The 12,512-nt window shown below is 60.9% G+C and carries 11 protein-coding genes; 3 read left to right on the top strand and 8 right to left on the bottom strand.

Features of this window, described 5'->3' with window-relative positions; translation table 11 throughout:
* Positions 1-761: 761 nt before the first annotated feature.
* The 3 genes from ACIBST_RS48655 (at position 762) to ACIBST_RS48645 (ending at position 1,935) form a co-directional block, all read left to right on the top strand.
* A complete protein-coding gene (locus tag ACIBST_RS48655; RefSeq protein ID WP_397180249.1) occupies positions 762-1,262 on the top strand; it encodes a hypothetical protein in 501 nt (166 codons plus the stop codon).
* 115 nt (positions 1,263-1,377) lie between these two features.
* Positions 1,378-1,503, top strand: coding sequence for a hypothetical protein (locus ACIBST_RS48650; RefSeq protein ID WP_397180248.1), 126 nt, complete (start codon positions 1,378-1,380; stop codon positions 1,501-1,503).
* Between the two features lie 48 nt (positions 1,504-1,551).
* Positions 1,552-1,935, top strand: coding sequence for a transposase (locus tag ACIBST_RS48645; RefSeq protein ID WP_397180247.1), 384 nt, complete (start codon positions 1,552-1,554; stop codon positions 1,933-1,935).
* A 162-nt stretch (positions 1,936-2,097) separates the two neighbouring features.
* Here the strand turns inward: ACIBST_RS48645 and ACIBST_RS48640 are convergent, their stop codons facing one another.
* The 8 genes from ACIBST_RS48640 to dndB form a co-directional block, all read right to left on the bottom strand.
* Positions 2,098-4,335 (bottom strand): hypothetical protein, encoded by a 2,238-nt coding sequence (locus tag ACIBST_RS48640; RefSeq protein WP_397180246.1) that lies wholly within the window; start codon positions 4,333-4,335, stop codon positions 2,098-2,100.
* Positions 4,336-4,338: 3 nt separating this feature from the next.
* Complete coding sequence (locus ACIBST_RS48635) at positions 4,339-5,025, bottom strand: hypothetical protein (RefSeq protein WP_397180245.1); 687 nt, start codon at positions 5,023-5,025, stop codon at positions 4,339-4,341.
* A gap of 613 nt (positions 5,026-5,638) precedes the next feature.
* A complete protein-coding gene (locus ACIBST_RS48630; RefSeq protein WP_397180244.1) occupies positions 5,639-6,640 on the bottom strand; it encodes a transposase in 1,002 nt (333 codons plus the stop codon).
* Positions 6,637-6,969: a transposase family protein gene (locus tag ACIBST_RS48625; RefSeq protein ID WP_397180243.1), complete on the bottom strand. Its 333-nt coding sequence runs from the start codon at positions 6,967-6,969 to the stop codon at positions 6,637-6,639. Before ACIBST_RS48625 ends, ACIBST_RS48630 begins: the two co-directional genes overlap by 4 nt.
* Before the next feature lie 514 nt (positions 6,970-7,483).
* Entirely contained in the window at positions 7,484-7,861 is a 378-nt protein-coding gene (gene dndE, locus ACIBST_RS48620) for a DNA sulfur modification protein DndE (protein ID WP_397180242.1), read from the bottom strand.
* Positions 7,851-9,839, bottom strand: a complete 1,989-nt coding sequence (dndD, locus tag ACIBST_RS48615) for a DNA sulfur modification protein DndD (protein WP_397180241.1) — start codon at positions 9,837-9,839, stop codon at positions 7,851-7,853. Before dndD ends, dndE begins: the two co-directional genes overlap by 11 nt.
* Positions 9,826-11,349 carry a DNA phosphorothioation system sulfurtransferase DndC gene (gene dndC, locus ACIBST_RS48610; RefSeq protein WP_397180240.1) on the bottom strand — a complete coding sequence of 508 codons (1,524 nt, stop codon included), beginning with the start codon at positions 11,347-11,349 and terminating at the stop codon, positions 9,826-9,828. The genes dndD and dndC overlap by 14 nt, the downstream gene beginning before the upstream one ends.
* Complete coding sequence (gene dndB, locus ACIBST_RS48605) at positions 11,346-12,479, bottom strand: DNA sulfur modification protein DndB (protein WP_397180239.1); 1,134 nt, start codon at positions 12,477-12,479, stop codon at positions 11,346-11,348. The genes dndC and dndB overlap by 4 nt, the downstream gene beginning before the upstream one ends.
* Positions 12,480-12,512 lie beyond the last annotated feature (33 nt).

The following is a 12,512-nucleotide window of genomic DNA, read 5'->3' as shown; positions in this document are numbered from 1 at the left end:
CCAGTCCTCCACCTTGATCACCCTCCAGAGTGAACTGCAAGGGGGTCAGATTTCGGCTGTCGCCTGGGGGTCAGTATTCACGCGTCGTCGACACACCAGGGCCAATCCCGGCCTCCTGACGCACGACGCCGCAACGACGCACGCCAGACTGGCCGACAGCAGCACCTGTCACCCATGTCTTGGGATCGACGTGTCAAGCATGTCCCGGGACAGGACAGATGCGTGATCCACGATTGGATGAGAACTTTCTCCACGGCTTCAAGGGCAGCCCGCCTCCGGCGGGCTGCCGCGCGTCGGGCGGTCGCTGGCCGCGCTGCGGCTCTTCGGCCGGTCGCGGCCAGCACCACCCACGCGCTGTCAGCCATACGGGGAACAGCTGAACGGCGAAAGGCGTACCGCGGCCAAGCCTTGACCGTTCGGACCCGTGGTCTCACATCAGACCTCTGAGGACACACAGCCTCAAGCTTGCCGAGTTGTGCTCAGAGGACATAAAGCGGCGGTGCGGCGCGCCGCCGCATCCTCGGTTCTCCGCCCGCACGCCCCGCACAGATGCAGCCCTTACGATCGCCAGGCGATGGCCGATCGCTGTTCGTGGTTGGGGGCGATCGACGATCCGATGCTTCGTTCCTCAGCACCGGCTCACCGAGCAGCGGCCGTATTGAGTCATTCGGCTAGGGAGTCTGGGGATCACTTCAAGACGCTGGCGAGCGTCGGGTCTACGCCCTCTATACATGAGGCCATTGCTTCGGGATCATCTGGTTATGACTTGGGAGGCGTTCAGCACTACTGTTCTCCCCCTGTTAGGCGTGCTGCTGGGCACAGGCGGCACCCTCTTGGGCCAGTACCTAGCGACGCGCGTTGACAACAAGCGCCTGGAACTTGACCAACTCACCACCATGCGGGCTGAGCGGAAAGCGGCCATCCTATCCTTTCTCGATGCGGCTCAGCGCATCGAACTTATCCTTGACAGCCGATCGGTATCCAAGAACCAGTCGGATGAGATAGCCGCACACGAAAATCTTCACAAGCTCTGGCTGGCCAAGAAGAGCGTTGAACTTGTCTGCTCATCCGAATTGGCACAGTGTGCACATAACTATACCCAAGTATTACATGTCACACTAAGAGACTCCGATCGCATTTTAGACTCTGACACCAGGCGACAGTCACGCTATTCAATGATGGAATCCGCGAGAAAAGATCTCGGAATAACCGGGAACCCTCTTACGCGCGACTCCTCTCCGGGGCAGCTCAGTAATGACTGAACGCTTCGCGCCCGCGCTAAGGCTTGCATAGTCAGCCCCCTCTCCCACTAGCCCGGAGATCGACGGGCGGACGCCCACCCGCCTTCGACCTGAACTCTACCGACTGCGCCACGCCGTGGAGTGCTGGATCGATCTGCTCAAACGCAAACGAGGCATGGCCACCCCCTATGACAAGCTCGCCGTGCACTGGGAAGCCATTGTCCGCATCGCCGCAATCGACGAGCGGCTCAAATCCTTATGAAACACGGCCTAGAATAGGGTGGGGGCTTAAGCTCGCCCCGATTCGGCTGTGGAGCCACGTCATCAACCTCTTCATCGGAGAACTGGAGAAAGTCCACGGTCCGCAAGGTGTCATCAGGCTCAGAAAGATACCGGTTCATGGCTCGATGTTGTGGACCGGGCCAGGAGCGACAGCCTGCAGCTAACCAGTAAGGGTGGCCTGCAGCAACTGACCAAACGCGTGCTGGAGTCGGCGCTGGAGGGCGGGATCACCGATCATCTTGGCTATGACCGTCACGAGCCAGCCAGCAGGAACAGCAGCAACAGTCGCACTAGCAGCCGCGCCAAGGCGGTGGTGACCGACGTGTTGCTGGTGGGGTGCCGGTGCCACGCGATGTGGCTGGCACCATTTGAACCTCAGCTGGTGCGCCAGCGCCGACCTGGGCGATCGTGACCGGCACGGCCACCGCTCGGCTTCATCTTCACACATCCATAGTCATGCCGGTGGCCGTCTCACGTCTTGCACTCCACGAACCCGCCGCCCCAAGTGCTCTGGAGCACTAAGCAGCTGGCAGGTAGGACTTCATCGAAAAGAGCCTCATCGCCAGTGATCAAATCAGTCACCAATGAGATCATCAAGGCTGGTGACCGGAACATTCTCGGACGTACTGTCGTCGTCCTCAGCGATCAACGCGTTATTGTCGTAGGAAGCCTCGTCAGCAGTAAGAGTTGCCGGGGCTTTTGCAAGCGATGAGAGCCAGGATTCGTACGTGTCCTCAGACAGGTAGAACCAGTCCCGCAGCGCCCGCTTTATCGAATTGCTTGCCGCCTGCTGAGCTTCGACACGGAGCTTTGGCTCGGCAGAGCCTGGCTTGCTGATCTTCAGAGCCTTGAGTTGCTGGTCGGTACACAGCTTCAAGTACAGCTCACGGGCAGCACTGATCATCCGATCAAAGCCGGATCGATCGGGGAACCACGGCGCGATGTGCGCCCAGGCAGCCGGAGTGTCGAGTGCCTGCATCCAGAAGTACCGGAAGAACACCGACTGCGCAGTGTCCATATTCCCAATCTGGTTCAGCGGGTGGTTGACCTCAGCCTTGTTGAACGCGAGCCTGCGGTCCTTCGCCTTTCCCTGATCCTGGGAGAAGTACGTGTTCCAGCCCTTCACCAACGCGTCGGCAAATGCGGGCAGATCCTTGGTGTCCGCGCCGCCAGGCTGCTCCTTACGAAGTTGCCACAGCGTGCCCAGGGTCAGCACCAAACCGAGCTGGCAGGCATGTGTGTTGAACACCGCGTAGGCGGCCTTCGACTTCTTGAGTGCCTCAGGCTTACCGGATTCCAGGAACTCCACCGCTCGGTAAGTCTCGAAGTTCTCCTCGCGGACTTTCAGGGCCTCCCAAGCCCTGATCACGTCCGACTTGGTGGTCTTCGCGCCGAGCGCCTTCTTTTCCTGGTAGTGCTCATAGCTGTCCCGCAACGTCCAGAAGACGCCGACACCACTGAAGAGCGCATCGTGAGCGAGGGTCAACCCGGTGTCGTCGACATGCCAGTCGTCCTTCAAGCGGGTCAGCGCTGTCGCGTGGGCGGCGTACGGGGCGGTCCTCGATAGAACCGTGAGAATGCCGCGTCCCCACGTCTCGGCGAACCGATCGCTGATCGTGTCCACCTGGCCGATGGGGAACTCGGAGTTACCGAGGCTTTCCCGCTGGTAGGTGAAGCCACCATCCTCGAACTGGGCGGGGAAAAGGCTGGTCAAATCCAGCTGTTCGCGCATGAATGCGTCCTGCTCAGCAGGGCTCTGACGACTTCCGAATCTCAAGGTCACATCCTTGAGATACTTAGGCGGACCAAACACGCAACGCTCCACCGTCGTCTTCAGAAGGTTGATGTTCGTCAGCACCGACCAGCGAGCTGGGCGGCTGGAGTTGACCTCCGGGTTGTCATACTCGACCGCATAGAGCGGCAGATAAGACTCGTCCTGTCCATTCCGGAGCTCGCTAAGCAGCCGCCGCGTCAGCACATTGCTCAACTCGGCATCGGACAGCAGGATGATGCGCGACTCGGATGGAGGGCGCGCCTCCTTGTTGACGTCTACGAAAAGCTTGCGTGCGGCCTCGTGCGGCTTGGCGTCCTCGCCGGCCTGGTCAGGGAACCAGCAGACCGTCACCGGTACCTCAACCTTGCTCAGGTCCAATTCGCCATGACTGATGTCCTGCAGCGCCTGCTTGACCTGGTTCTCGTAGAACGACCTGAATCTCGCGCCGGCGGAGTTCTGCCAGCTATTCGTTGTCGTGCGCTCGACAGCGAGCAGCGCCATCGCACGATGCTGGCCGTCCAAAACGACTAGCTGCGACTCGGTCCTGTTCCACCACAGCTTACCGACGTTCGCAGGATGCAGCCGATCATTTCCGCCGAGGAGTCGTTGCACCTGGAACGAGGTCCCCGCCTGTTCCTGCTCCCACCTGGCGCCGTCGTCTTCGACCACCGTCGGCGCGTCCAAGACCGGAAAGCGCGATGGGCGCTTGTTGCGGAACGGCAGCAACACCGCCACGATCGGAGGGAAGAACGCAGGTCCGGTCGCTTGGGGCTTCAGCAAGTACGGGATCAGACTGACTGCAACTCGGTGGTCATCCAAGTCGCGTTGCAGGAGCTGGTTGAAGTCCAGGTCCCCGGCCTCCATGACTTCCCGGACCGGGGACAAGCTCTTGGTGAGCTGACGTTCCGGGTCGTCGGCGTCGTCTCCGAGCCGGGCCTTGGTCATGATGTAGTCCACCCGGCCGGCCGGCGTGGAGAAGCTCCCCCACGTGCCCTGCACACAGTCACGGAACGTGAGCTTGGTACCTGTGCCGAACATCACTTACTGCCTTCCCAGAATCGGTGAGTACAGCCGATGCAGGAGCCACTCGGCTGACTCGGCCGTGTTCCGCAGGTGCTTCTTCGTTGCTTCGTCGTTCTCCTCGTCGGCCAGGTCAATGATCCAGGCTTCGAGGTGTTCCATCGCAATGTTCCGGGCCGCGGCACGCTGGCCGAAGTTCTTCCCCCGGCCTCGGATGGTCTCCGCGTCCTCAGGGTGCTCACGCAGCCAGTCATGGGTCCGTGTGTAATCCAGTCGGTGCTTGCGAAGCCGTTCCTGCAGGTTCGTTGCGACCCCGATGTAGAGAGGGGCGGAGAACACGGGAGACGCCTTCTGGAGGATGGTTGACATCACCCGGCGCCGCTCCTCGGTGTCGAGGGAACTCATCAGCATTTCGAGGCGCTGTAGTGAGTCGTCATCCCCGACCTGAACTCCTTCCGCAGGCTCACGAAGAGGGTAGTCCAGCTCCAGAGAGCCCTCCCATTTTGCTCCGTACGATCCTCTGCCGCTCAGATCGATTGGCAGGGGCTCATAGTAGCCAGCGTACTTGCGGAGCAGGTTCAGGAAACCCTCAATAGCCTGGTCTCCATCGGCACTGGGCTTAATCTTCCAGTCGTGCGGGCCGGCACGAAAGCTGACATACCAAGCGTAGAGTCCAGGACTCTCCGGAGCCTGGTCTACGTCCAGCATGGAAAAATGGTTCAAAAAGGAACTGTCCGTCACTGGGCGTCGCCTCGCCCTGGCCTCGACTCCAAGCTGACCAGGGGGCCGTACGTCTTGTGTGCATACCCCAACAGCGTTGGTCTCCCGACTACGTGTGGACCGTTACAGATGCAGATCATCCGAAGATATTGTCAGATCGATGCCGAGTGTAGGGGACAGGGCTAACAATCCGGGCAATTTCTTCGCTCACGCTGCTGATCAGCGTATTCGTGGCGGGGCCAACCCCAGCAGTCACCGAAGAGGTCGGGGTATATCCGACAATGCCCTCGGATACCCCGACCTCCTCCGACTGCGCCTACTCCACTACCGCCGAGGAGGTCACCAGCTCTTGGATCGATCCCATGTCTTTGTTCCCTGCCAGATAACCGATGCCTCGGTGAAGGTGGATCACAGGCGTGAGCCGCTCACCGACTCGCCCGTGAGCGGCTCACCGTCGGCACGGTCGCGTCCGTGGTGGCAACATTCGTGATCAGTTTGGGGGCCACGATCGTCTTGCCGTTCGTGTCCGCGGCGGTGTGGCAGGACTCGCTGATGTGCAGCTTGCAGCGTTTCAGAACAAGTCGTCGTCTTTGGCCGCCCATCAGGCGTCGACATCGTAGGGGCGGTCAGCCGTACTCTGCTCAGCGGCAGTCCTTCTCCATCGTCTTCGAGGGAGCGCCACCGCTGGACTATCTCCCGCCCCTTGCGGTCGGTGACGCGCAGGGCGTCGCGGGCGGTGGTTTGATGAGCGGTTGGTGCCTTCGGAGCCGGCGTGGGTAGTGTCGGTGCGGATGAAGGCCAGGATTTCGGGCCACCAGGTGTCGATCGTGGTGGCCAGGCGTTGGAGTTCGGGCAGGCCAGAGGCGGCGTAGCGGTCGTAGAAGCGAAACAGCCGGTCGGCGATCACCGTGCGGTCGGGGTGGATGCGGGCCAGGGCGAGCAGGTCCAGCAGGTCCTCCTTAGCGTTCCAGGCAGCCAGGATCGGCGCGCCGAGCCGTGCGGGCAGGGCGTGCAGGTCATCGACCATGGGATCGAGCTGGGCGCCGTGCATCCGGGCCGCGCAGCGGGGACAGCCGGTTGCGTAGTTCCCACTCCCGGTCGCCTTGCGGCCACGCCGACCGCGCACCTGTACGGTGAGGCGGCGGCGGACCTCGGTAAGGGCCTGGTTGGCCAGTTGCACGACGTGGAAGTGGTCGACCACCAGCGTAGCGTGCGGCAACGCGGCGTGCGGCAACGCGGCGCGTACGGCGGCTTTGAAGATGGCACACATGTCGATCGCGACGAAGGCCACCTGCTCGCGCCACGCGGTGTCACGTTCGTTGAACCAGCCGGTGACGGCGGCGGTGGTGCGGCCCTCGACCTGGCCGAGCAGCCCCTGATGGCCGGACAGGTCCACGAAGCCGGTGTGCCAGTGATCCACCGCCGTGGTCCAGATGCGGGTGCTCTCCTCCAGCACCCAGCGAGGCGGGCCGCGGCGGACCTCATTGATGCCCAGCACGGCGACCGGTTGGGGCTGGGCGGGCAGCACCCGGCGGGCGTGCTCAGTGAACGCCGCCGACACGATCGGCCAGGACACCCCGTGATCACGCGCCGACTGGATCACCGCCGCCCGCCACCACCCACGCCGGAACCGGTCGCCTGGCGTAATCCCACCGTCAGCCGCGAGCGGGCGGGGATCTGCGGCACCTCTTCGGTGAACGTCTGCCGAGGGCAGGAGGCCTGGTCGCAGCACCAGCGGCGCTTGCGCAGCACACACCGTCGGCCTGCCACGGGCAGGTCACGCGGCCGGGTGGTCACCCATTCCTTCATCCGGACAGCGGCGACCCCGCACTGCGGGCAGCATCTGGCTCGTTCATCGGCGGTGGCCAGGTGCAACACCGTCTCGTCTTCCACCCCGTCCAGGCCGAGCAGCAGCGTCGTATCGTTGACCATGCTCGTGGCTTCTCTGCTGTGATTTTCTTGCATCGACAACAAGAAGGATCACCGAGAGCCACGAGCCCTCAAGCCCCTTGAGTCCGGCTGGACCTCAAACCCCGATCAAGTTCGAAGAGCCCCGATCGGTCAGGTTCTCCACCCACTGCAACACCTTGCTCAACACCAGCCTGCCCGGTGACAGCCGGGTTACCCTCCGCTGCGAACGCAGCCGCGAACTCCGCATCGGCGAACAGCTCACCCAGCTCATCACTGACCCGCACGGGTAGTGGTGTCGGACCATGCTTGTTGGCAGGGACACCGGACCGTCCCGGCACGAGCTCTACCTGGTTAGTCTTCTGAGTGTGGAATTCTGTTCAAATATCCGGCGAACCGCTCGAGAATCTCGGCAGCGGTCTTGGTTCACACAAAGGGCCCTCTGATCGCCAGTCCAGGCTACTTCCTAGCCCAGGGACGAACACCTCCTGCCTTCCCAACAAATGAAGGAGGGTCGTAGACCACTGCCCTTCATGAGCTAGGGGACAACAGCCTTTATCAGATCGTCCACAGAATTTAGGTCACGCCGTCCTGCAAGATACCCAATGCCGCGATGCAAGTGAGTGACGACAGTCCTGCCACAAGCTTCTTCAGTCGGTTCGCTGCCATCACGGACACAGCGGGATCTAATCAACGCCATATAGATATCCCCGTAAGCTCCAGCGAAAGTTCGCCAAGACATCTCGATGTTGGAGTCGGTGACAACGTCGCGCACCAACGGGGGCGTTTCGTCCTGCAAGGACACAGCTAGGGCCCAGCGGCACAGAACGTTCCAGTTCTTTATACCGGTGACTCGCTTAAGTTTGATCAACTGATCCTTGGCCGGTTGAGACAGGCGGACTGTGTCAAGCGACATATCGAGTCTTCCCCCATCCGTAGCCGCGTTCGATCGTGGTTGTGAACGTCGTGTCATTGTGGATCAGCGTGTATGTCTGCGCGATCGACGGAATGAGACGCTGCAGCAGCTCATCATCGATCTCTTCGTCTGTCGACAGCAGAAGCACCTGGTGACTCGCTTGCGGGAAATAACGCTCAACAAGATTCTGTCTGTGCCGGCTATCCAGCCGGCCCAGCGGAGTATCGATGACGCTCGGGAGCCTGTTGCCCGCTACACGAGCTAGACCCCAAAGGAGAGATACCGCCAGAAGCTGGCGCTCACCTGCGCTCAGACGTGCCGGGTTGAGGTCCTCGCCGTCCGCACCAATCATGGTCAAGGTGAACTTACTAGTGTCGATACGCAGGTCCTTGACCAGACCATCCTTACGCATTAGGCGATTGAAGCTGTCTAGTACAGCGACTTCCAAACGACTGATATGACGTTGCAGCAGGAGCTCTCCAAACTTGTTCAAGGTATTACGAGCGCGGTCGGAGTATGAAACCACGCGGGCTCGGTGCTCGATCTCGGCCAATCCCTTAGCTCGTTTGGCATATGCCTTTTCGCGGGCTGATTGAATCTGCGCGTGTTCACGGACACGCGCGGCGTGAGCTTCCTCCGTTGCGCGCAGTTCCCTCTCGACGTCTTCCACGCGCTGACGGACCTTGTCCTGTCGGGCGATCAGGTCAGCGATCGCGTCTTCTGCTGGAACGCCGGCCAACTGCCGATCCAGCGCGTCGAGCTGCGCTCTAAGCTCTCCAGACTCAGTAAGCAGCTCTTGCGCATGCTGTGATTCGCTCTTAAGGACTTGATCAAGAGAGTTGAGTTGCTGAATGCCCGCCGCAGACATCTGAATCAGCCTAGGAACGCCCGCCTCAGCTGCACGTTGGGCACGGTCCTCTTCCATGAATTGAGTAATCTGCTCGAGCTGAACACCCGGCATGCCGTTACTCAGTAGCGAGAGAAGCTCCTTGTCCCGCATGTGCAGGACGTCGAGTAGCTGCTCCGCGCGGACCGCATCTTCCTCTCGAGCCACCTGCGCACGCAAAGCGTCCAGCTGATCCTTGAGGAGGAGAAGTGGGAGCGGTCCTGACGCGACGGTGTTGGCAAGGGTCGCGCTTACAGCTTCGAGCCGACCTTTCGCGTGCGCACTCTGTGCTTCTAGCTCCGCCCGACGGCGGAAGAGGTCTCCCCCCTCCTTGGCGAACGCAGCCTCGACAGCTTTCAGCTCCTTCTTCTCGCGTAGGAGACCAGCCTTTGCGGAAGCGACCCGCTGAAGCGCATCTGCTCTGGCCACCTCGTTTTCCTCAAGCTGAGCTTCGAGGGTGGCGATCAGCTCGAGTGCGGCTTTGTCCTCTTGACTCACCTTCTGGCGCCGTTGAAGAGCAAGTAGGTCGGTTCGCAGCTGTTCAACCGTGCTGACCCCTAGGAGCGATTGAACCGCCGACTCGATGACGGGAGCCGCCCGTTCAGGATCAGCAAGCGATTCGATCTTCTCGCCATCAAAGAAGAAGAGGGAGGCGACTTCCAACGGCAGAAGATCCTCTACATAGTCCGCCCATGTGTCACTGACGGCCTTGTCGTGTTCGCCGTTGACAAAGACTGCCAGCGACTCACGGAGAGTCTTTCCCGCGATGGACCAGTTTCGCTCAATCCGATAATGACGTTGCTCCCCTTCGACCGTGGTCGAGAACCAGAGCTTCACTCCCGCCTGCTTAGGCACTGCCTGACGGTTCACGCTGTCACGGAGAAACGCGTCGTAGGAACGGTTTCCCCTACCACTGCATCGTGCCCGAGAGCCATACAACGCGAGCTGGATAGCATCTAGCAGCGTCGTCTTCCCGCAGCCGTTGAGGCCACCGATCAGGATGATCGGCTTACCAGGCTTGGGATTCAGAGAGAGGACCTGCTTTCCGCGGTACGCTCCGAAGTTTTCGAGAGTAATCTCATGCAGGAGCATCGGCGCTCTCTTCATCCAATCCCAGAAGGGTAGGGGCGATCTTATTCTGCTGATTGCGTTTGGCTAGCTCGACCGCGTCCTCCTCATTCGTGTAGTAGCCCCTCTTGATTGCCTTCTCGAGTGCTTCGAAGAGCCCGGAGCGGCGAGTCATCGTACGGAATTTCCGCTCGACTGCAAGTAGCTCACGCATCGTCTCAAAGTGCAGGTCATCTCCGTCGCAGACCTCACGAAGCAGCTCCACCTCATCCGCGGCCACTGCAAGGTGCTGGTCAAGCGGACCACCGGGGAAGTCCTCCCCCGTCTCCTGCTTGTAGATCTGGGGTAGCGAATCCTCGACCTCATGCTTCTCGAAGACCCAGATGCGTCGGATTTCATGCAGCTCGTCCATCGTGATGAGTTCGATGTTCCGCACATGCTCTGGAGCATTCTGCCGAATCCAGGTCTGGGCATTAAGAAGTTTCCGGAGCCACTCCTCGCGAGCCTTTTGTGTGTACGGTCCAGGAACGTTGCGATCGTGGAAGAGCTGAATCGTGCCGTTCATCTTCCGGAAGTCACGCAGGTGGCTGTCGTCGGGAGCGTCGAGCTCGTCGCGCAGCTCCAGGAGCGGAAGCATCCACTCCTTCTCCTCGTCGTTCTGGATCATCGCCGACATGGACTTGTCCTTGTCGACAAGGGTGCACGTCCAGCACCCAAAGCGGCTGTCGCCGCAGGAAGGAGTGGTGTTGTCCACTACGAGTGGGCATTCTCCGTCGCTCGAGGCTCCTTGATACATGGTGAGGAGATCCTTGTTCGGATGCCCCCAGGGGTTGGGCTGCTGCATCAAGAACGTCCAGACCTCGTCGGTGCTCCATGCCTCAACAGGGCTATAGACGAGGGAGTTGGGGAGGTTACCGTTTGGCGACAGTCGATCACGGACACGTCGCTTCTCGTGGCGCTCCATCACTCGGGCGCGAGCCTGGCTCTCGGCCTTGCGGATGCCCAGGACCAGAATTGCTTCACCGTGGTCGTGCACGACTCGGCGAATGAAAGAGTTAGACGGCTTAATCTTCAAGCGTTCAGTGCACCAGCGGAACTTCGGTCTCGGAGCGGGGTATCCCTTACCAATCAGGCCGACCCAGAAAGTGTCCTTCACATCAGGCACCAGCCGATTCGGCTGGATAGGAAGCCGCTGCTTCTCCGCCGCCTTACGCATGGTCTCCAGCGATTGGGTGACCCAAGCAGCAACGACCGGATTCTCAACGAGGGTGTCCGTACTGATGACGTAGACCGGTTTGGTCCGCTGATGGGGCTCTAGGTCTTGTAGCGCCATCCACACAAGTTGAAGCACCGCGGTGGAGTCTTTGCCACCGCTGTAGCCCACGACCCAAGGGACCTGATCGGCCAGGTATAGCTCACGGATCTCCGCGGTCAGCTCATTCAGCACGGCGGCGAGCCCGCCTTGGCTCTCAAAGGGGACGGCGCGCCGGGTGGGCGTGTTCAGCATGATGGCACTGCGCGTCGGGGTGCTCATCGCTCTCCTCGCTGGTAGGCGTCTTCTGCCTGCTGCTCATCGGCAGTCAGTTCGAGACTGAGCTGCTTGCGTAGATAGTTCACGGTAAGTACGACATTTTGGTGATTTTTCGAGACGCGGCCACCGATGATCGCACGTCCCTCCCAATCAGGATTGGTGCGTGACCAGTCCACGTCCCGAAGCCGCGCCAGCCGCGGCTTCCATGCCTCTGGATCAAGAGAATCGCGGAGCAGTGTGTTCCCGAGTAGCCCCAGCGCATGGAGTGCGATCCCATGCGTGTGTAGGTACTGCTTACGTATCTCGGAGGCGGACAGAGATCGCCTCCGCACCTCTCCCCAGTCTGGGATGAGATCGTCTACAGCTTCCCAATATTCCCACGACAGGCGTTCAGTGTCCTTGCCGCCAGTCAGCTCCAGCCCTTGAAGAAGGGCACTCATCGCCGAGTACAGGGCGCTGAGCGTGAAGAGCTTGCGCGATCGAGCTGAGAGGTTGCTGCTCTCCATCTCAACGAAGTTGCGGAACACTGGGCACTTCAGCGCAAGGAGCCGTGTTAGCTGTGAGAGCTCATCCCGGTGGTCATAGAGGACGCCAATGGAACGCGCTGGCCGCACGGCATGGCGGTTCAGGTCAGCGAACATCTGCTGGCTGCGCTCAAGGCCGGCGTCGTGGAAGAAGACGACGGCGATGGTCTCATCACCCAGCGAGGGGTTCTCTTTGAGGGCCGCCTCGATGGCCGCACGTCGGTGCTGACCATCATTGATCAGGAAGCGCGAGGCCATCGGGATGTGCAACTGACCGACCCGCAACCCTGGCCCTTGGTCCGCCACCCCCACGAAGCGCATGGTGCCATCGACGGAGGCAGTTAGCGCAGAAAAGACGTAATCGTCGGGGTTCTCCAGGATGTACCTCGCCAGCGCTGGGACTCGCCCCTTGTTCAGGACCCGCTGTGCCCGCACCTCCGGTGCGAGCTCGTCCTCATCAAACAAGAAGATCTTGGGGATGAGGCGCAACGGACACATCGATACGTAGTACTCACGCCCTGCCTGCACACCGCGGATGGCTGGGAAGATGTACTCGAAGCCCGCCGTTGTAGCGTCTCCGCCGTGTTGCGCCAGCGCGTGTGTTCGCACGCGGTCCACGGTACCGTAAGTACGTGTGTGTTT

This window comes from Nonomuraea sp. NPDC049684, from assembly GCF_044465345.1.
Lineage (GTDB): Bacteria > Actinomycetota > Actinomycetes > Streptosporangiales > Streptosporangiaceae > Nonomuraea.
This window is presented reverse-complemented; position numbering and strand designations above follow the sequence as displayed.

Bases quoted from the DNA above. Each gene is read 5' to 3' on its own strand.
- ACIBST_RS48655 (WP_397180249.1), top strand. From the start codon at position 762: ATGACTTGGGAGGCGTTCAGCACTACTGTTCTCCCCCTGTTAGGCGTG.
- ACIBST_RS48640 (WP_397180246.1), bottom strand. From the start codon at position 4,335: ATGTTCGGCACAGGTACCAAGCTCACGTTCCGTGACTGTGTGCAGGGC.
- ACIBST_RS48635 (WP_397180245.1), bottom strand. From the start codon at position 5,025: ATGCTGGACGTAGACCAGGCTCCGGAGAGTCCTGGACTCTACGCTTGG.
- ACIBST_RS48625 (WP_397180243.1), bottom strand. From the start codon at position 6,969: ATGGTCAACGATACGACGCTGCTGCTCGGCCTGGACGGGGTGGAAGAC.
- dndE (WP_397180242.1), bottom strand. From the start codon at position 7,861: ATGTCGCTTGACACAGTCCGCCTGTCTCAACCGGCCAAGGATCAGTTG.
- dndD (WP_397180241.1), bottom strand. From the start codon at position 9,839: ATGCTCCTGCATGAGATTACTCTCGAAAACTTCGGAGCGTACCGCGGA.
- dndC (WP_397180240.1), bottom strand. From the start codon at position 11,349: ATGAGCACCCCGACGCGCAGTGCCATCATGCTGAACACGCCCACCCGG.